This window comes from Eubacterium barkeri (genome assembly GCF_900107125.1).
GTDB classification, from domain to species: domain Bacteria; phylum Bacillota; class Clostridia; order Eubacteriales; family Eubacteriaceae; genus Eubacterium_O; species Eubacterium_O barkeri.
Genome location: NZ_FNOU01000001.1, coordinates 44,057 through 61,992 on the forward strand (window position 1 = coordinate 44,057; position 17,936 = coordinate 61,992).

Sequence of the window (17,936 nt, forward strand, 5' to 3'; positions counted from 1 at the left end):
TTACTCCTTCAGCGTACGTGAGACCTGGCTTTTGGAAATCCCGGTCAATATTTCAATCTCTCGAATTGTGAAACCCTGATTTTTTAATATTTTTAAATCCATGGTACTGTTCTTTTTAGAAGTACTAATATACAGTCGTTTTAAATAATCATATTCATTATTTGCATCACTGAAGGCTAAGGATGTCTTAATTAAATTTTTTAATTCTCCAGGATAAGGAATCACATCCATACAGTCCAGGATTTTTTTGAATAACCGTATATTTCGGCCTGCAAATTTAAATTTCTGTAATAAATCATTTAGAATAGTTTCTCCAACATCGATTAAATCTTGCTTCGTATAGAGGCTAAAATCGATAATGGCATCAAACCGTCGGGTTAAGGCCTTATCAAAAGCTTTGTAGAGATTTGTGGTTGCGATTAAAACAATATTGTCGTTTAAGCCGTCTAGGCCTTTTAATACAGAAGATGTCGCCCTCCCCATTTCTCTTAAATCATTGGCATTAATCCGATCAATGGCAATGGCGTCTATTTCATCAAATAAAATGATTACTTTTTGTGGATTAGGTACCGATGAAATTTCATCAAATAAAGCGGAGATGTTTTTTGATGTTTGTCCCAATCGACTATCAATGACGGTATCAAAATCTATCATGAATAATGTACGTTCAAGAATTCGGGCAATTTGTTTTGCAGATTCGGTTTTTCCAGTACCTGGTGGCCCTTCGAATAAGAATTTATTTACACCAGCATTATGCCCTATAGCATTTATAATACCTAATATACTACTGTTGATTGAATCTGGCAATGGAAGTGGGTCTGTCGATGTTTCAACTTTTTTTACAAATACACTCTCACTGGCATCAATTTGAGGTGAAAATGTGTTTGTATCTGATAATAGTGACATGATATATTCGGATAGTTGATAATCATTTGTTTTATCAAAATACTTTGCGATTTCGTAAGCTTCATTTCTAAAGGCTGAATCATTATTTTCTGCATGGTATTTTATAAGATTTAACACATTTTTTTTCTTCATTGTAATCACCTCAGCAATATTATACACTGTATGGGACAAAATGTCAAATATTGGGACTAAAGTTAATAATTAAGTTTGGTTCTACACCGCCACCTCTTCCACCATCTTCTTTGAGGAATAAAAAATTAAGTCTGTTTGATTACCGAATATGGTAAAATAATATTTTAATGGCTTATCATACGAGATTCAGCGATCAATCCATATGCTGTTGATGATAATGATACGACCTGGGATAAAGCTGAAGGAAGGAGAGGATTCTAATATGCTGGAAAATAAGTTGGGAATTAAAACAGAAGCAGAGCTTGCACTCGTAGAAGAACGTATAAGTAAGAAGAAAGCCTGCGAGCTATTTGAAAAAGGCATACTTGATACACTGGGAGTCGGAACATTTTCATCACTTTCCGAAATACACAAATATTTATTTGATGATATTTATCCCTTTGCTGGAGAAGTGAGAACAGTAAATATAGCAAAGGGAAGTTTTCGTTTTGCACCATTGATGTATTTAGAGGTATCATTGAAAAATATAGATAAAATGCCACAGACAACATTTGATGAAATTATAGAGAAATATGTAGAGATGAATATTGCGCACCCATTTAGAGAAGGTAATGGATGCAGTACAAGAATTTGGCTTGATTTAATACTGAAACACAACCTTAAAAAAGTAGTGGACTGGAGCAAAGTCGATAAAAACGACTATCTCTTAGCAATGGAGCGAAGTCCAATTAAAGATTTAGAAATCAAACACTTGTTAAAAGAAGCCCTTACAGAGAATATAAATGATCGGGAAGTTTACATGAAAGGAATAGATGCAAGTTACTATTATGAGGGGTATAATGTTTATACCAGTGAAGATTTGTTTTGAAAATATTTTTTAAATTGATAAAATAAAAAAACAGCCTTGAAGGCTGTTAAATACGACGTTTATGGCGTGCCAAGAGGGATTCGAACCCCCGACCTTTCGGTTCGTAGCCGAACGCTCTATCCAGCTGAGCTATTGGCACGCAGGTGTGAGGCTTAATTGCCTTACCTGATATATTATAACAGGGAAAAATATTATTGCAAGCTTTTTTTGGAAAAAGGTCAAAAAAATTGCAATTAATTTTCAGACCGCTGTTTTTTAGAGGGTGGGATGACCTCTGGTCCCCGGGGGATGGGCCTTCGGGCCTGGGTGGGCCGGGAGGAACGGTTGGCCTGGCGCATGGCTTCAGAGGCTGTGCGCGGGGAGGGGGTGGCATCCATCCTTTGGGTTCCTGCTGCCTTAGCGGTCTGCGCTCTTTGGGAAGAGGCAGTGGATTTGGGGGCGGACTTACGGGTGGATTGCACAGGGCTCGGCTTTTTTTGACGGGTTTGCTGAGGTTTCGGCTGACGCTTTGGAACCGGTTCAGGCCCCTTGGATGGCGAAGCCTTTTTTTTGGTGTGTTTATCCGTGGTTAACAGCCGTTTAATGGGGGCCCGCCAGAGCATATCGATATGGATCAGAACCATGAAGGCGATCAAGAGACCGCTGGCCAGCCCGAAAAGGAGGGATACACCGGCGTTCGGGGTCTGGTAGATCAAATACACCCGGGAAAAGCCGAACCATACTCCCAGAAGCATGAGCAGCACGCCCTCAAAGAGAGAACAGCGGATGAGCTCATATTGCTTAAAGGCCAGGACCCCTACCAGAATAAGGGCAAAGCCCCCTAAAAGGAAAAAAGCCCAGCAATGGCGCAGAAGGGTTGCCACAAAGGATGGCATCCCTAAATAATTGACGAATCCTAGGCAGACCAAGGCGATGAGCACATCGCCAAGTAAGAAACAAAGCCCTGTCATCAATCCGTTTTTTGACAAAGTATTCCGTGATTCCAAAATTTTCACCTCTTCTAATCTCTGTTGACCATCTTTTCCAATGCCATTAGTATAATATAAAAAAGGTCAAAGGACAATGAAAACCGACATGGTCCAGGAGAAGGGTTTATGATAAAATAAAATAAATGATCACTGAGGAGAAAAAAATGATGTTATCAGATAGTCACGCCCATCTGGATGATGAGCGTTTTGAAAATGAGGTGGAATCCATTATCGGGAATGCCCGGGAAGCGGGGGTGGGTTTTATCCTGAATCCAGGATGTAATGTTCCCACCAGCGAGCGGGCGGTGGCCCTGAGCCAGGAATATCCGGAGGTTTATGCCGGGGTGGGCTTTCATCCGTCGGATTGTGCTGACTTTGTAGAAGCGGTCCACATCCCCATGCTAAGGGACTGGTGCGCCCTGGAAAAGACCCTGGCCATTGGAGAAATCGGACTGGATTACTATTATGATGACGGCGCTCCCCGGGCGGTGCAAAAAAAGGTCTTTGAGGCCCAGATGGATTTGGCAAATTGTTTGGCTCTGCCCATCATTGTCCATGACCGGGATGCCCACGGCGACTGTCTGGATATGGTAAGAGCCTGTCTAAAGCCCCAGGCCGGCGGGGTATTCCACAGCTACAGCGGCAGTGTGGAGATGGCCAGACAGCTGCTGGATCTGGGTCTGTACCTGTCCATCGGCGGCCCCCTGACCTTTAAGAACAGCCGGAAGGCACCGGATGTGGTGGCCTACGCCCCCCTGGACCGCCTTCTCATTGAGACGGACAGCCCTTACCTGACCCCGGAGCCCCTTCGAGGAAAGCGCAATGAGCCAGCCTATGTGGCCTATGTGGCTAAAAAGGTGGCGGAGATTAAGGGGATTTCCCTGGAGGCAGTGGTTGATCAGACCAGCCAGAACTGCAGGGCGTTATTTAAGTTTTAAGGGACATAATAGAATTGAGGGAAAAAGAAATCGTGGAAGAACAAATCTGTCATAATCGATTCACCGAGGGGCTGAAGGACGGCATCCCCATCGGATTAGGATATCTTTCCGTCTCCATCACCTTCGGGCTCATGGCCGTCACCGACGGGCTGCCGGTGTGGTCGGCGGTGCTCATCTCCATGACGAACCTGACCTCCGCCGGACAATTCGCCGGATTGGCACTGATGGTGGGCCAGGGAAGCCTTTTTGAAATGGCCCTGACCCAGCTCATCATTAACCTGCGCTATGCGCTGATGTCCCTGTCCTGGTCCCAAAAGATGGATAAGCAGGTGACCCTGCTCCAGCGGTGCATCATCGCCTTTGGGAATACGGATGAAATATTCGCCGTGAGCAGCGGCCAGCCGGGAACCCTGGGGCCGCGGTACATGTTCGGGCTTATGGTGATGCCTTACATCGGCTGGACCCTGGGTACCCTCATTGGGGCGGTGGCCAGCACCCTGCTGCCGGAGTTCATCCGCAGTGCCATGGGGATTGCCATTTACGGCATGTTCCTGGCTATCATCATTCCTCCGGCCACAGAGGATGGCGCCATTCGGACGGTGCTGCTCACCGCGGCGGTGCTCAGCTGTGCCTTTGCCTTCCTGCCGGTTTTAAATCAGCTGGGCAGTGGATTTGTCATCATTATCTGTGCGGTGGCGGCATCGGCGGTGGGGGCAGTCCTCCGCCCGGTTGAAGAAGCCGGAGTGGTCCAATGAGTACCGGTATGATTCTGGCGTATATCGCCGTCATGGCCGGAGTGACCTACGCCATTCGGGTGCTGCCCCTGGTTCTCTTTCAAAAAGAGATTAAAAGCACGTTTATCCGTTCATTTTTGTATTATATCCCCTATGCCGTGCTGGGGGCCATGACCTTTCCGGCCATCTTTTTTTCCACGGGCAGTATAGCTTCTGCCACGGTGGGATTACTGGTGGCCGTCATTTTGGCCGTCAAGGGCAAGGGACTGGTGACCGTTGCGGTATTTTCCTGTGTGGCGGTACTGCTGACAGAGGCATTCATGGGGCTGATTCCATAGAAAGCGAGGCGATTATAATGGCAACAGAAAGTAAAACCTTCGGACTCCCGGGATATGAGGATATGGAGCTGTCCACTCAGATCATCATGCGGGAGGCCATGGAAGCCGGCGTCGCGGTGACGGTGCTGGACCGGGGTGAAAACCTCATTGAGCTTCGAAAGGATGGCCGCCGGGAATTCGTCCAGCAGGCCACCAAAACCAGCAGGGATAATTATATCACCCCCCTGCTCATGGAAAATAAAGCCGTGAGCAAGCTTCTGATGGCTGAAGCCGGCATCCCGGTACCCGCAGGCATCGAAATTCAAAAAGAGGAAAGCTACACCGGAATCTTACCGCTGTGGGTGGGCCGAAAGCTGGTGGTTAAGCCAAAATCCACAAATTTTGGCCTGGGAATCACGGTCATTGACCATCCCGCGGAGCTGTCAGAGCTGGAGGCGGCCGTTCGTCTGGCCTTTGATTTTGACCGCGTGATCCTCCTGGAGGACTTTATTCCAGGGAAGGAATACCGTTTCCTGGTGCTGGAGGGGGAAACCCTGGCAGTGCTCCATCGCCGGGCCGCCAATGTGGTGGGCAATGGTCTGTCCACCATCCGGGAGCTGGTGAACAGCAAGAATAAAGACCCCCGCCGGGGGGACGATCACGAAAAACCCTTAAACAAGATTATTCTCGATGATGCCGCCCTGGGATTTTTGAAAGCCCAGGGACTGACCCCGGAATCCATACCCGCAGAAAACCAGCGCATCACCCTTCGGGGAAATTCCAACATCTCCACCGGGGGGGATTCCATCGACTATACGGATGTCATGCCCCAGGTCTTTAAGGATTTGGCTGTCCGGGCCGCCGGGGTGTTTGATGCCTTTATCTGCGGTGTGGACCTGATCATCGAAGATTATCTGAACCCCCAATCCCCCCATGCTATCATTGAGGTCAATTACAACCCCCACATCGCCATGCAGTGCTACCCCTACCGGGGAAAGGAGCGGCGTTTGGGAAAGGCTGTGCTGGATAAGCTCATGGATTTGGACTAGGAGGCGGGCATGGAACAGCATTTAGATGGAAAGACTGTGCTCTTGGGGCTCATGGGCTCTCCGGTGGGGCATTCCGGCTCTCCAGCCATGTACAACTACAGCTTTGCCCGGCTGGGCATCAACGCCGCCTATCTGGCCTTCGACATTCCGGAAGACAAGGTCGGGGATGCCATCGCCGCCATGCGAACCCTTAAAATGCGGGGGATGAACGTCACCATGCCCGATAAACGGGCAGTGGTGCCCTACATGGATGCCTTGTCCCCGGCGGCTCGAATCATCGGGGCCTGTAACACCATCGTCAATGATGACGGGGTGCTTACCGGGCATATCACCGATGGAGAGGGCTTCGTGCGAAATCTGGCGGAGCATGGCGTAGCCATTTCAGGAAAGCACATCGCTATTCTGGGAGCCGGCGGAGCCGGAACCGCCATCCAGGTACAATGTGCCCTGGACGGTGCCCGACGGGTGACGGTATTAAGCCGCCGAGGGGCATCCTTCACAGAAAACCAGAGGGTCATTCAGGCTCTGTCGGCCCATTGCCCGACCTGTACCCTGACTCTGGCTGATTTGGAGGACACCGGGATTTTGGCAGAAACTATGGCATCGGCCGATGTGCTGGTTAATGCCACCCCCCTGGGAATGGCGCCGGCTGTGGAAACCACCCCCATTACCGATGCGGCCCTTTTCCATGAAAACCTGGTGGTGGCAGACATCGTTTATAATCCCCGACAAACACGGTTCATGGCCATGGCGGCAGCCGCTGGTGTGAGCCAGGTTATCGGTGGGATGGGGATGCTGCTGTGGCAGGGAGCGGCGGCCTTCAGGCTCTACACCGGCCAGGAAATGCCGGCTTACGAGGTGATGGATCAGTTCTTTACCCCGAATATCTATTTGGTGGGCTTCATGGGAACCGGAAAGTCCGCCGTCTCAAAATGGCTGGCAGAAAAAACCGAAAGGCCCCTGGTGGATACGGATGAGGCCATCAGCACGGAGGCCGGCCTGTCCATTGGGGATATTTTTTCAGAAAAGGGAGAACCTTATTTCAGAGATCTGGAAACCCGGCTGTTGGAAAAACTGGGGAAGACATCGGGGCAGATTATCTCCTGTGGCGGCGGCATCGTCCTGAACCCAGTCAATATTGACCTGATGAAAAAAAACGGCATCGTTGTCCAGCTTACCGCCACGCCTCAGACGGTGTATGAACGGGTGAAGGGCAGGGCGGACCGCCCGCTGCTGGCTGGACGCATGCACCTGGAAGGCATCGCTGGACTCATGGATGCACGCCGGGCGTACTACCAGGCAGCAGCTGATGTGGCGGTGACTACGGACGGCCGGTCCCTTAAAGCAATTGGGCAGGAAATTTTAGCCCGGACTGCCTTATAGGGCTCCGGGCTAAACCCATAAAGGTCTAAGCTCTGCTGGACGCCTGTAAAAAGTCCAGAAAGGTATTCTCTTCCAGGGGCTTACTGAAAAAGTATCCCTGGATCAGATTGCAGCCGCATTGTACGATGTAATCCAGCTGCTCCTGGGTTTCCACCCCCTCAGCCACCACATGGCGGTCCAGGGCCAGGAAGCCATGGACCAAATGCCGGAGAAAGTGTTCACTGTCCGGATTGCCCATCACCGTCCACACCAGCCCTTTATCCAGCTTGATGGCATCGAAGGGAAGGCTGAGCAGGGCTTCGGTGTTGGAGTACCCTACCCCAAAATCGTCCAGGGCGAAGCCGATGCCCTCGGAGGAAATATCCTCCATGAAGCGGGTGATGAGATCGGTGCTTTCAATGAGAATGCGCTCGGTCAGCTCAATTTTAATGCGGGAAGGCGACACGTTCCCCTGGGCCAAAATATCGAGGATGCGTTCCTTTAAATCCGGCTGGAGAAACTGGAGGAAGGAGAAATTCACCGAAATACGGTCTAGAGGTACAAGGGTATCGCTGCGGGCATCCATAATTTGAAAGAAATCGCAGACTTTTTTCAGGATATGATAGGTAATCTCGACAATCAAACCCGTTTCCTCGGCCACGGGGATGAATTCATCGGGATACAAATGGGGGATCTCCTTCTGCTTCAACCGCAGCAGGGCTTCTGCCTGGGTAAAACGCTGGTCTTCAACCGACCAGATAGGCTGGTACAAAAGCTCAAAGCCATCGGAAACGAGGGCTTTTTTTAGTGCCGCCTTCACCGCTTCCCGGCGGTTTTCCGCAGCCCGAAGCTGGGGCTCATACCGGCAGTACAGCATCTCCGGATTTTTCTTACACTCCGCCAGGGCATACTCCATCCCGCGGATGGCCGTATCCAGGGAACCCTCTGCATAGGCGATATCGGCAACGGCGATGGCGGCAGAGGTCCGGAGTTCGACCATGTCCATCTGCCAGGCCTGATCGAAACGGTCATGGATCTGGGTGAGGAGGTCCTCTGTCCTTGGAAGGTCGGTACCGGTCAGCATAAAGGTAAAACGATCTCCGCTTGTGCGGTAAACAGGGATATCCCCCAGGGTGGCTTTCAGGAAGAGTGCCAGTTGACACAGCAGGGCATCCCCCGTTTGTTGTCCGAAGTGGGCGTTGACATTTTTAAACTCGTTGAGGGAGACCACCACGGCGCAGGCGGGACGATTGGCCTGGATGACGGCGGTGGCGTCCTTTAAAAAGACGCTGCGGTTCAGCAGCCCCGTCAGTGGGTCGATGGATAGCCGGGTGCTCTGGAGGTAAAGGTACAAAATGAGCGCAGAAATCATAGAAGCACTGCCAGTCAGAATGACATGGGGAAAGAATTTCTGGAGAAAAACAAAAATAAAGGCGATGACGGGAAAGACCAGAAGGATGGCCATGACCCGGCGTTCCACCCGACGCCGCAAGGCGATGGTCAAAATCAGGCACCCTAGACAGTAGACGTAAAAAACCAGATAAGTAATGGCGATGGCGCTTCCCTGAGTGTACCCCACACCGGGTGTGACCTGGTAAATCAGGCCGTGCCAGGGGTTGGTCAGCACCATGGCCAGGTAAAGCAGATAAGGGAAGCAGCAGAAATACCACAGGGGGTGGATGGCCTTGGCTTTTTGGTCATAACAGAGTACGGCGGCCGTATAATAAAAATAGACAATGGCGATGAGGGGCGTTACCGCAAAATATAAGGTGGTGGTACCAGAAACTAGCCAAAGGGGCAGGTTTTGGTAGTTGTAGAGCATGTAGGTGGAGGATAGAGTGCAGAAGATGGAGACAAAAATTACCCACAGACTGAGATTGAAAATTTGGTCCCTTAGGGAGAAAGTATAATGACTTCGGCGGGAGTATAAAATGATAATGCAGATCATGGTGAGGGAAAGCCACTCACCCACAAGGTTCCAAACCATAACGAAAGATGCTCCTTCTCTAATCTTAGATAAATCTTAATTCAGTATAACATGGTTTTCAGAAAAAAAGAACATAAATAAGCTTCAACCATAAAAAAAGAGACGTCCTGTGGGGCACGTCCCTCATTGATGATTATTGATCCTTCCAATACAGCCAGTGCAGTTTTTCCGGGTCCGGTTTTTCGGTATTGGCATAGTACACCGCACAGCGGTATTTGTACAGTCGGCTCCGGTCCATACAGCGCCCTCGGGTCAGGCATTCTTTTTCATAAATGGTCTCTGGGTTTACACCCTGCAGGGATTTCAGCGTTCGGAACCCCAAGCGGATTAGCGATCCCTCGACTTCTTCGCCGATTTCCGGAATCTTGTGCAAATCACTCTTCATCCGGCTCATGCGCTGCCGGAGTGTCGTCATTGTACCCATTTTATATCCTTCGTTCCTCCATGGTTTATCAGTTAATATCCACAAATAGTAACATCATTGTAACCAAAAAGCTACTGTTATTTTATAAAAACATGAAAAAACACAAAAAATTTTCACAAGTTTTTATAATTTTGCACCACATTTCCCACAAAAGTTGGTTCCTGGCGGATTGGTGTGTCCGCATTCCGGACAGGTCTGATCCCCCAGCTTGGCACCGCAGCTGCTGCAATATTGACTATCGGGTGGATTTTCCTGTCCGCAGACCGGGCAGGTCTGGGCTTCGAACATGTCTTTAAAGCTCTGGCCGTTCTGACCCTTGGCCGCATCGATGATGGCCTGGGCTTCAGCCATTTGATCCAAAAGCTCCCGCAGCTGGAGGGCGGTGTCCCCATAGGCGGTGTCCCCATCCCGGGCCAGGGCCATCTTGCCAATTTCGGCGTAGAGGGCATCGGTTCGTTTTTTTAATTCCACAACGGTTCCCCGGGCCGTTAAAAATTTTATGGTGGGATCGTCCTTGGGGAACAGGTTGGACAGGCCTTTCATCAGGTTGTCCAATCCTTCGCTGAATAAATCGCTCATTGTCGTTACCTCCTCATTCTTTTCCCTATTATACACCGGTCAGGGGATAAAAGCATTAAGTTTATGGGGTGGTTTCCGCCGGAAAGGTAAAGGTCCCTGTGGCGGTGGCGGTGAGCTGATCCCAGGCGCAGTAGGTACTGGTGATGGAGAAGCCGCAGAGGCCCAGAAAGAGACCTAACAGAATGAGCAATAGGGCTGTGTTTAACCGAAAGCGTTTCATGGTTTGTCCTCCTTCGTAATCGTAACGGTGTAATTAACAATATTGCCGGATTTTTCAAAGGGCCAGTGCCATTTAAGGCGCCCTTTTGGGGGGATTTCGGGCATGGGCTGGCGCAGGCACTGGGTTTTATCCCCAGAGTACCACACCTGGACCGCCATGGTGGCGCCGGTGCAGGCCTGGGGGTTGGGATTAAGGAGCACCCCCCGGAGTTCACCGCCCCGGAGGTGGATATCGTCCAGGCGCAGGGGTTTGGCCAGATTAAGGCCCTTTTGGCTGAAGTGCTCGGCGGCGTCCAGACGGCGCCAGATGAGGGTGTTGATGACCCAGATGATGCCAAGGATACCCAGTTCTATAAGGCCGAAGGGGCTGCGCCAGAAGAGGATGAAGCGGCCGATCCAGGGGATGGCCAGGACGACGGTGCCCAGGACATCGGAGGGGGTGGTGCTGTAGTCGTCGTAGCGGTCCAGGATTTCGGACTGGGTGCGCACCCACAGGCCGTCCTGGGTGGATTGGAGCTCTTTATAATAGTGGGTGAAGATTTCATTGGCCCGGAGGTCGTCGACTTTAAAGGTGATGATGTCATCGGGCTTCAGGGTATGGAAGTTTTCAATGGTGATGGTGCGGTCGATGACCAGGGTGCCCGGGGGCAGGGTGTCCTTCATGCTGTCGGTCATGATGATATAGGGGCGGTAGCCGATGACCTGGGCCAGCTGTTCCGGGACGGTCAGGGACAGGGCCGTATAGCCCCCAATGATCAGGATGAGCAGCAGGGTGAGGCAAGATTTGATTTTTTGAAAGGTGGTTTTGTCGGTCATGGGTACCTCTCTACTAGGGTGCGGAAATGGGGGCGGCTGTCCGCTGCTGGTGTCTTGTCCCGCTCATGCTCGACGGACAGGCTGTGCCTGTTCGTCTCAAAATCGCGTGGACAAGACACCAGCCACGGACAGCCTGGGAGTCGGAAATACCGCCTAGTTGGTTTGAAAAAAGCCATCCGAGGATGGCTGAAATTAAGGACTATTATCAATAAAGATGATAAATCATGATTTTGCTATTAAAGTAGCAGTTGCTTCTAGGGTTAAAGTTTTACCAGCAAGAGTAGCGCTATCAGCCGTAGACTTTGGAGTTGCAGTAATCACATAAGAGTTACCCGACTCGCCGAGAGTAATGCTCGAATCAGTTACACTCCCTGATGTGACAGTACCTAGAGGTTGTTCACCCTTGCTAACAGTAAAATCAAAATTACTGGTTAAATTACTTTCACCCTCTTTTACAGTTATATCTAATTTCAATTGGCTGTTGGATGTGGTAATTCCTGTTTCATTGTCTGAGACAACAAATTTCGCATCGCCGGTAGTAATCGTTGGACCCGTAGTTTCATTTAGATCAGACACTGTTGCAACTTTGGGAATTGATGCAGTAAATGTCGAGGCAGTAACTGTGACCGGTGAACGATAGGTTACGGTTGCACTTCCTTTATCACTTAACACATCCCAAGCCGCAAAACTCCCCGCCACTGTGACAACCACCGCCAATGCGGTGACGATCCCTAGGATCGCTTTACTTGATAAAAATTTTGTTCCCTTCATCAATCTATTCCTCCTCTTGTTTAGAATCGTTTGATTAAGGATTATTATATCAGCATGGGGTGGAAAAAGCGATTACCGGGTGTGGGGGTGGGAATCATGCTTTTTGGGTATCACGGGGTTTGGTGGTAATAGGCGATGACGGCATCCCGTAGGGTCTGGGCTTCCGGGGGGATGGCCTGGAGGCGGCGGGAGTGGACGCTGACGAGGGTGAGTTCATCGGCGGTGCCGGTGATGGGGCGGGTAAGGATGCCGGCTTTGGCGAATTCCCGGGCCTGGAGGGTGTTGCCCAGAAGGAGGGTGCCGGGGGTCCGCAGGAAGCGGACGATGCTGTGGTAGTGGCTGATGGTGAGGGTCTGGGAGAACCGGGGGAAGCCGTAGGTTTCGATGAGGGGACCCCAGGAGAGGTAGTCGTAGTAGTCCGGGGGGGTACGGAGGAGTCGGTGGTCGGAGAGGCTGCCGGGGTCGATGGTGTCGGTCTGGGCCAGGGGGTCGCCGTTGTTGAAGTGGACGGCGATGGCGGCACTGGCAATGGGATAGCAGATGAGTTCCCGGAGCTCGAGTCCCCGGTGGACGGCGGTTTCAATGCCGCGGTGCAGGAGGAAAAGACCGACGTCAATCTGGCCTTCAGCCAGGCGGTCGAGGAGGGTTTCGGTGCTGGTTTCTTCCAGGGCCAGAGTGATATGTTGGGCGGTCATGCTGTTGACGGCATCGGCGATGAGGCTATCGGGAAAAAGCAGGCCGGAGATGGCCATGCGCAGGGATTTCTGGATGGGGGTGGCAGATTCCAGCTGAAGCTTGGACAGGGTATCGGCCTGGTTCACGATGGAACGGGCGTAGTAATAGACATCCTGGCCGGCCTGGGTCAGGAGCATGCCCTGGGGGCTTCGGATAAAGAGCTGGGCACCCAGTTCTTCTTCCAGACTGTGGATGGCCCGGGAGAGGTTGGGCTGGGAGTTGTACAGTTCGGCAGCAGCCTTTCGGATGCTTTGGGTATCGGCGACGGCCACAAAGTAGCGGAGGGTGGTTAGCTTCATAAAGGATTCCTTAAGTTTTCTTTAATTATATCAGAAAAGTGGCTGGATGGGAAAGAAAAATGGATATTGCATAAAAGATTAAAAAGGAGTATGATTAATAAAAAGTACAGGAGTATTTTTAAAAGGAGAACTGTGATGAAATGGAGATGTAAAGGCATTTGGACGGCGGTACTGTCTGTTACGTTGTGTGTGCTGGTTGTGATGGGCACGCCAATGGTATGCGCACAGGAGAGTGGGACTGGGGAGGATGCTGTATCGCTGGAGGGGCTGAGTGTGGCCCAGCTGACGGAGATTGCCGGTTCGGTGCTGAGCAATACAAGCTATGGGGATGTGTTTAAAAAGATTTCCGATCCCATTAATGTGTATGCGGGGATCATGGGGGATTTCCAGAATCAGAAGTTCAACGAAGAGTTGATGCATAAGATTGATGGCATCCAGACGACGCTGACGGAGATGAAAAGCCAAATTGCGGCACAGGATCGGGAGCTGAAGTCGGCCATGGACCAGGTTGCCGGAAAGGTGGATCTGCAAAGCTACTCCCAGATGATGAATGAGGTAAAGACCATCGATAATGAAGTCCAGACACTGTATGGGGATTATCAGACGGTCCTCAACAGTGCGGAGGCGTCCACACCGGAGCAGAATAAGGCCCATGCGGCGGATTGGGCGGCTAAGGCGGAGCGCGCCAATCTGGATGCTAAAATCAGCCGGATTAACGCCCTTATGAGTAATTCCCAGAGTACGGATACCCTTTGGGCGGCGGGGGAGCGGGTGCTGCGCGAGGGGTATCCCTTTGAGCATCAGATCCGGACACCCATGTACAGTCTGTATCAGTATACGGTGGGGGTACGCCAGCAACTTTTGTTTTTATCCAGTGAGTATTACCATTATCAATCGGCCCTGAAGGAGGATCCGTACTATGACAATCTGTACCTGTCCCGGTATAATGCGGTGATTACAGCCATTAATGCTGAGGTTGAGGCCAGTAAGCTGACAGAGCTGGCAGATCCCGAGGCCATCCATCAGAGCATGACCCTGTATAATCCGGATCGGGGACAGGGCAAAACGGTGGCGGGCTATGGGGTTATTCTTAATGCCAACAGGAAGACGTATTTCATTGCCCAGGGGGCGGATACCCTATCGGAGCTTTACACCTATACCGTCCGGCATCTCTCGGGGCGCTACCCCTATGAGCATACCTATTGTCATAATGAAAATTATCCGGCCCAGGATGTTACCGGTCAGTTTAAGCTCATTGATTCCCAGGGGGATTTGTATCCCTTGGCTGAGGCCGCTTGGGGTCAGAAGAAGGGGGCGCGGTTTTTGGATTGGCTGGTGGATAATGGCGGGCTGACAGATTTGTCCGACTGCCAGGCGTTGCTTACCTCAGATTGTGTGGAAAACCTGCCCGGCCCCATTATGTATACGGATACCAAAACGAAGAATGGCCGCCAGAAGGTCTTTGATGCCAACCAGGTGACCTATAATGAACTGGGTGTGGATGTGGTGGACCAAAGCTACATTGCCAATTATATCCGGGCATCGGAGAGCTATAACTTCGGCGGGGCGGCTGAGGCCACCCCCTGGCATGCCGCCCGGCTGCTGCTGGTTCTGGAAAAGGGCGGGGACGGCCCCGTGACGGATTTGGATTTTGTGCCCAAGTCTCTGGATGATTTTCCAGGGGAGGAACCGGCGCTGGGCTTACCCTTTGGGCGCACCCTTACGGTGGATTTATCACAGATGACCCAGACGGATTTCCAGGGGAAAACCCTCCATCTCGAGGGGAAGGTTGTTTTAGATGGCGGGGAGGTACCCCGGTCCTTTACGGGGCTGTCCTTGGAAATGGGGACGGGGGCTGAGGTGACCCTGAAGAATCTGGAGATTACCGGACGGGATAATGTGCCGGTACTCAAGGCGAAGGGGGGATCGCAATCCCTGACGGTGGCAGGGCAGGTGACGCTGACCGCAGGCGGCGGGACCAAAAGCCGTCCGGGGATTCAAGTGGAGAACACCAGTAACCAGGAGATGCTGACCATTTTAAGTGGGAATGCAGATGGCAGCCCCGGGCAGCTGACGGTACAGGCCGCAGGGGAAGCTCCGGGCATTCAAAATGGCTTTGGTACCTTAAAGATTGCGGGGATCATGCTGTCTGCCCGGGGCAGCGGGGACTGTGCCGGCATATATGCCGGGGGTCATCTGGCCATGGAGGATACGACGGTAACGGCGGTGGCCGGGAGCGCCAAGGCATCGGATATTGGCATGAATTATTTCACGAAGGAACGCAGCAGCCAGGCTTATCACAAGATTTCAAACTGCACCCTGACCCTGGGGTATAACCAGATTAGCGGGGATATTCAGATGATGCCGGATTGCCGGTACACCAATGGGGTGCCCTATTACATTACCTTTACCCATGGCGGCAGCAGTGAGGATTGGGATGAGGACTCCGAGTATACACAGCCCCTCACCCTGATCGTCACAGGTACAGGGGGCGAACGGCGTTTTGAGGCGGATTGTTCTATTGCCTCGGGGGATGATCCGGAGGTGATGGTCCTGGAAGATGGGGATCTGTCCGATGTCAATTTGGGAACCTTGGGAACCCTGGAAATTGAGACCTTTACGGATAGCTATGGTCCGTACCCTCAGTCGCTGCGGGTGGCCATGGGATCGCCCTATGGCGTGGGGGATGAAAATGGACGCTTCGATTGTTATCGGGAGCTGTCGGCCAGTGATGAGGAGCAAAATACCTTCCATATGGATGATCGGGTAGTCCGTTTATCCCTTTGGGGCAATTTCAGCCCATCGGTCATGAGCGGGCTGCAGGCCGCCCTGGCTGACAGGAATCAGGCTCCTTTGACGGAAGATATCCCCTGGATGGATTTGTCCGGGTGTTATCAGGATAACCAGGGGAGTTATTACCTGAACCTGGGGAATGCTCTGAATGCTCCGGAGATTCTGTGGCTTAAACGCCAGGACCGGGATCAAAGTGATGGGGCTAAGCTCACCGAATACTACCTGATGTCTTTGAAGAAGACCATTGGCGGGTTCCCCCAAACCACCGCTAACAGGCAAATGAACCAGTGGCTGCCCCTTAAGGGCGTCAGTTACCCCATCTTCTTAGGGGATGAACCGGTGAATAGCTTTGGGGTGACCCTGGCACTGGAGAATCAGCGGGTGCTGGCCGATGATTTGATTTTGGAGGTAGAGGGAAGCGAAGGCACCCAGCGCATCGCTCTGAAGAAATTTTTGCCGGAGGGGACCTGGCTGAGTGGGACGCCCACCCATTTTAATGTGCTTTTTGACCAGGGAATGGGGCATTTGAAACGGGCGCGTCTGCTTAAAGGCGAAGGTGAGGCAAAGGATGTGGTTTTATCCATTGCACATTGGGACTTTTATTACAACCAGACAGGGAGTTCCACCTCTTATCCGCCAACCTTTTCCCTGGGTCCCTGTGTGATGCACCAGGATGAGTGGCACAGCTTCAAGGCGTTGAATCTGGGGGGCGTTACGGAAAAACCAAGGCCAGAGGAGCCGGGAATCAGCATTGGCAGTAACACCATGGATACCCCTTCAAAGCTGAAGGCACAAAACCCCGGGACAGGCTATACACCAGTACAGAAGGGAACGGCTGAAATCTATTTTGGGGTTCTGGTCATCCTTGGTATAGCAGTGCTGTTGGGCCGTCGGTTATTGCAGAAATAGACGAAAAAGCATACAAAAAGCGCCTGGGGGAGACCAGGCGCTTTTTGCAAAAAATTAGGAATGAAAAGAAAAAGGGGAGATATACATCTCTTGATTGATGATAAGGGATAAACCTTTAGTTTGGCTTTATCCGCTTTGTTATTCAGCTTTTCTACAGGAATTTATCGAATAGTATTCTTCAGGGTGCCAATGCCCTGAATTTCGGCTTTTACCACATCGCCGTGCTGTAAGAATACTGGCGGGTCCTGGGCGACGCCTACCCCGGCGGGGGTCCCGGTTAAAATAATATCCCCGGGATAAAGGGTGACCCCCTGGGAGAGGTTATTGACGATATAGGGAATATCGAAGATCATTTTGCTGGTGTTGGATTCCTGGCGCAGCTCGTCATTGACAAAGCACCGGATCCCTAAATCCAAGGGCAGGGGCATGGCGTTTTTGTGGACGATGGCCGGACCCATGGGGCAGAAAGTGTCCAGGGATTTTCCTTTATACCATTGGGAGTGCTTCCGCTGGAGGTCCCGGGCGGTGATGTCGTTGGCGATGGTATAGCCAAAAATATAGTCTTCAACCTTTTCCTTGGGGATGTCGGCCCCCTTTTTTCCAATGATGACGGCCAGCTCGGCTTCGTAGTCCACCTGTTTCGTCATATTGGCGTGGGACAGAATCGGCATATCCGGCCCGATCACTGAGGAGGAGAGCTTGGAGAAATAGATGGGGGCAGCAGGGGCACCGGAAAGCCCGGGGACATTTTTAATCTCTGCGGCATGCTCAGCGTAATTTTTACCCAGGCAAAAGATGTTGCGGGGGGGCTTTGGGATGGGGGCCAGGAGGCGTATTTTATCCCGGCGGATACCCATGTCTGGGTTTTGGAGCATGGCCGCTTCAATTTCTGCAATGAGGTCATCATCGGCCAGGGTGATGAAGTCGATCATTTTTTCGGGAAGCTTCAGCCCCATGACCTTGCCGATGGTGGTGACGGGGACCACGCGTTTTTGGTCCGAAGTCAGGATGCCGGCTTCTGAAAAAGATGCGTATTGATAAGTAACGTAATACATGGCATATCCTCCGATTCTGGTTTTGATAGTATTATACCGTGAATTGAAAGGGATTACCAGTGAAACCCATTAAAT

At 51.3% G+C, this 17,936-nt stretch carries 17 protein-coding genes and 1 tRNA gene; 7 read left to right on the forward strand and 11 right to left on the reverse strand.

Annotated features, from left to right (window positions below; translation table 11 throughout):
* Positions 1 to 1,038, reverse strand: a complete 1,038-nt coding sequence (locus BLU30_RS00200) for an ATP-binding protein (RefSeq protein WP_090242221.1) — start codon at positions 1,036 to 1,038, stop codon at positions 1 to 3.
* A gap of 262 nt (positions 1,039 to 1,300) precedes the next feature.
* Here BLU30_RS00200 and fic point away from each other — a divergent pair, with 262 nt between their 5' ends.
* A complete protein-coding gene (gene fic, locus BLU30_RS00205) occupies positions 1,301 to 1,906 on the forward strand; it encodes a protein adenylyltransferase Fic (RefSeq protein WP_090242223.1) in 606 nt (201 codons plus the stop codon).
* Between the two features lie 62 nt (positions 1,907 to 1,968).
* On the opposite strand, the gene BLU30_RS00210 is transcribed toward fic, so the two are convergent.
* Both BLU30_RS00210 and BLU30_RS00215 read right to left on the reverse strand, forming a co-directional pair.
* Positions 1,969 to 2,045: transfer RNA gene (locus BLU30_RS00210), tRNA-Arg, on the reverse strand.
* Positions 2,046 to 2,139: 94 nt separating this feature from the next.
* The gene (locus tag BLU30_RS00215; RefSeq protein WP_090242225.1) at positions 2,140 to 2,892 is read right to left on the reverse strand and encodes a hypothetical protein; all 753 of its coding nucleotides are present in this window, start codon (positions 2,890 to 2,892) and stop codon (positions 2,140 to 2,142) included.
* A gap of 146 nt (positions 2,893 to 3,038) precedes the next feature.
* On the opposite strand from BLU30_RS00215, the gene BLU30_RS00220 reads away from it, so the two are divergent.
* The 5 genes from BLU30_RS00220 to aroE are packed head-to-tail and all read left to right on the forward strand — an operon-like array spanning position 3,039 to position 7,295.
* Positions 3,039 to 3,812 (forward strand): TatD family hydrolase, encoded by a 774-nt coding sequence (locus BLU30_RS00220; RefSeq protein ID WP_340148110.1) that lies wholly within the window; start codon positions 3,039 to 3,041, stop codon positions 3,810 to 3,812.
* Positions 3,813 to 3,844: 32 nt separating this feature from the next.
* Positions 3,845 to 4,567 carry an AzlC family ABC transporter permease gene (locus tag BLU30_RS00225; protein WP_090242621.1) on the forward strand — a complete coding sequence of 241 codons (723 nt, stop codon included), beginning with the start codon at positions 3,845 to 3,847 and terminating at the stop codon, positions 4,565 to 4,567.
* Positions 4,564 to 4,884, forward strand: a complete 321-nt coding sequence (locus BLU30_RS00230; protein WP_090242227.1) for an AzlD domain-containing protein — start codon at positions 4,564 to 4,566, stop codon at positions 4,882 to 4,884. Before BLU30_RS00225 ends, BLU30_RS00230 begins: the two co-directional genes overlap by 4 nt.
* Before the next feature lie 17 nt (positions 4,885 to 4,901).
* On the forward strand, positions 4,902 to 5,912 hold the full coding sequence (gshAB, locus tag BLU30_RS00235) for a bifunctional glutamate--cysteine ligase GshA/glutathione synthetase GshB (RefSeq protein ID WP_090242229.1): 1,011 nt from the start codon (positions 4,902 to 4,904) through the stop codon (positions 5,910 to 5,912).
* Between the two features lie 9 nt (positions 5,913 to 5,921).
* Entirely contained in the window at positions 5,922 to 7,295 is a 1,374-nt protein-coding gene (aroE, locus tag BLU30_RS14655; RefSeq protein WP_176770762.1) for a shikimate dehydrogenase, read from the forward strand.
* A gap of 25 nt (positions 7,296 to 7,320) precedes the next feature.
* Here the strand turns inward: aroE and BLU30_RS00245 are convergent, their stop codons facing one another.
* The 7 genes from BLU30_RS00245 to BLU30_RS00270 form a co-directional block, all read right to left on the reverse strand.
* Positions 7,321 to 9,261 carry a GGDEF domain-containing phosphodiesterase gene (locus tag BLU30_RS00245; RefSeq protein WP_090242230.1) on the reverse strand — a complete coding sequence of 647 codons (1,941 nt, stop codon included), beginning with the start codon at positions 9,259 to 9,261 and terminating at the stop codon, positions 7,321 to 7,323.
* Between the two features lie 133 nt (positions 9,262 to 9,394).
* Entirely contained in the window at positions 9,395 to 9,685 is a 291-nt protein-coding gene (locus BLU30_RS00250; protein ID WP_242873459.1) for a helix-hairpin-helix domain-containing protein, read from the reverse strand.
* Positions 9,686 to 9,808: 123 nt separating this feature from the next.
* The gene (locus BLU30_RS00255) at positions 9,809 to 10,264 is read right to left on the reverse strand and encodes a zinc ribbon domain-containing protein (protein ID WP_090242232.1); all 456 of its coding nucleotides are present in this window, start codon (positions 10,262 to 10,264) and stop codon (positions 9,809 to 9,811) included.
* A 61-nt stretch (positions 10,265 to 10,325) separates the two neighbouring features.
* Positions 10,326 to 10,484: a hypothetical protein gene (locus tag BLU30_RS14135; protein WP_176770763.1), complete on the reverse strand. Its 159-nt coding sequence runs from the start codon at positions 10,482 to 10,484 to the stop codon at positions 10,326 to 10,328.
* Positions 10,481 to 11,299 carry a S26 family signal peptidase gene (locus tag BLU30_RS00260; RefSeq protein ID WP_090242234.1) on the reverse strand — a complete coding sequence of 273 codons (819 nt, stop codon included), beginning with the start codon at positions 11,297 to 11,299 and terminating at the stop codon, positions 10,481 to 10,483. The genes BLU30_RS14135 and BLU30_RS00260 overlap by 4 nt, the downstream gene beginning before the upstream one ends.
* A gap of 222 nt (positions 11,300 to 11,521) precedes the next feature.
* A complete protein-coding gene (locus BLU30_RS00265) occupies positions 11,522 to 12,070 on the reverse strand; it encodes a hypothetical protein (protein ID WP_090242237.1) in 549 nt (182 codons plus the stop codon).
* Positions 12,071 to 12,180: 110 nt separating this feature from the next.
* Positions 12,181 to 13,104 carry a LysR family transcriptional regulator gene (locus BLU30_RS00270; protein ID WP_090242239.1) on the reverse strand — a complete coding sequence of 308 codons (924 nt, stop codon included), beginning with the start codon at positions 13,102 to 13,104 and terminating at the stop codon, positions 12,181 to 12,183.
* A 135-nt stretch (positions 13,105 to 13,239) separates the two neighbouring features.
* On the opposite strand from BLU30_RS00270, the gene BLU30_RS00275 reads away from it, so the two are divergent.
* Positions 13,240 to 16,806: a hypothetical protein gene (locus tag BLU30_RS00275; RefSeq protein WP_090242240.1), complete on the forward strand. Its 3,567-nt coding sequence runs from the start codon at positions 13,240 to 13,242 to the stop codon at positions 16,804 to 16,806.
* Positions 16,807 to 16,967: 161 nt separating this feature from the next.
* Here the strand turns inward: BLU30_RS00275 and BLU30_RS00280 are convergent, their stop codons facing one another.
* Positions 16,968 to 17,861 (reverse strand): fumarylacetoacetate hydrolase family protein, encoded by an 894-nt coding sequence (locus BLU30_RS00280; RefSeq protein ID WP_090242242.1) that lies wholly within the window; start codon positions 17,859 to 17,861, stop codon positions 16,968 to 16,970.
* Between the last annotated feature and the right edge of the window lie 75 nt (positions 17,862 to 17,936).

Excerpts from the sequence above, each read along its gene's own strand:
- BLU30_RS00250 (WP_242873459.1), bottom strand. The coding sequence starts at position 9,685 with ATGGGTACAATGACGACACTCCGGCAGCGCATGAGCCGGATGAAGAGT.
- BLU30_RS00230 (WP_090242227.1), top strand. The coding sequence starts at position 4,564 with ATGAGTACCGGTATGATTCTGGCGTATATCGCCGTCATGGCCGGAGTG.
- BLU30_RS14135 (WP_176770763.1), bottom strand. The coding sequence starts at position 10,484 with ATGAAACGCTTTCGGTTAAACACAGCCCTATTGCTCATTCTGTTAGGT.
- BLU30_RS00255 (WP_090242232.1), bottom strand. The coding sequence starts at position 10,264 with ATGAGCGATTTATTCAGCGAAGGATTGGACAACCTGATGAAAGGCCTG.
- BLU30_RS00220 (WP_340148110.1), top strand. The coding sequence starts at position 3,039 with ATGATGTTATCAGATAGTCACGCCCATCTGGATGATGAGCGTTTTGAA.
- aroE (WP_176770762.1), top strand. The coding sequence starts at position 5,922 with ATGGAACAGCATTTAGATGGAAAGACTGTGCTCTTGGGGCTCATGGGC.
- fic (WP_090242223.1), top strand. The coding sequence starts at position 1,301 with ATGCTGGAAAATAAGTTGGGAATTAAAACAGAAGCAGAGCTTGCACTC.
- BLU30_RS00200 (WP_090242221.1), bottom strand. The coding sequence starts at position 1,038 with ATGAAGAAAAAAAATGTGTTAAATCTTATAAAATACCATGCAGAAAAT.
- BLU30_RS00270 (WP_090242239.1), bottom strand. The coding sequence starts at position 13,104 with ATGAAGCTAACCACCCTCCGCTACTTTGTGGCCGTCGCCGATACCCAA.
- BLU30_RS00260 (WP_090242234.1), bottom strand. The coding sequence starts at position 11,299 with ATGACCGACAAAACCACCTTTCAAAAAATCAAATCTTGCCTCACCCTG.
- gshAB (WP_090242229.1), top strand. The coding sequence starts at position 4,902 with ATGGCAACAGAAAGTAAAACCTTCGGACTCCCGGGATATGAGGATATG.
- BLU30_RS00245 (WP_090242230.1), bottom strand. The coding sequence starts at position 9,261 with ATGGTTTGGAACCTTGTGGGTGAGTGGCTTTCCCTCACCATGATCTGC.
- BLU30_RS00280 (WP_090242242.1), bottom strand. The coding sequence starts at position 17,861 with ATGTATTACGTTACTTATCAATACGCATCTTTTTCAGAAGCCGGCATC.
- BLU30_RS00275 (WP_090242240.1), top strand. The coding sequence starts at position 13,240 with ATGAAATGGAGATGTAAAGGCATTTGGACGGCGGTACTGTCTGTTACG.
- BLU30_RS00265 (WP_090242237.1), bottom strand. The coding sequence starts at position 12,070 with ATGAAGGGAACAAAATTTTTATCAAGTAAAGCGATCCTAGGGATCGTC.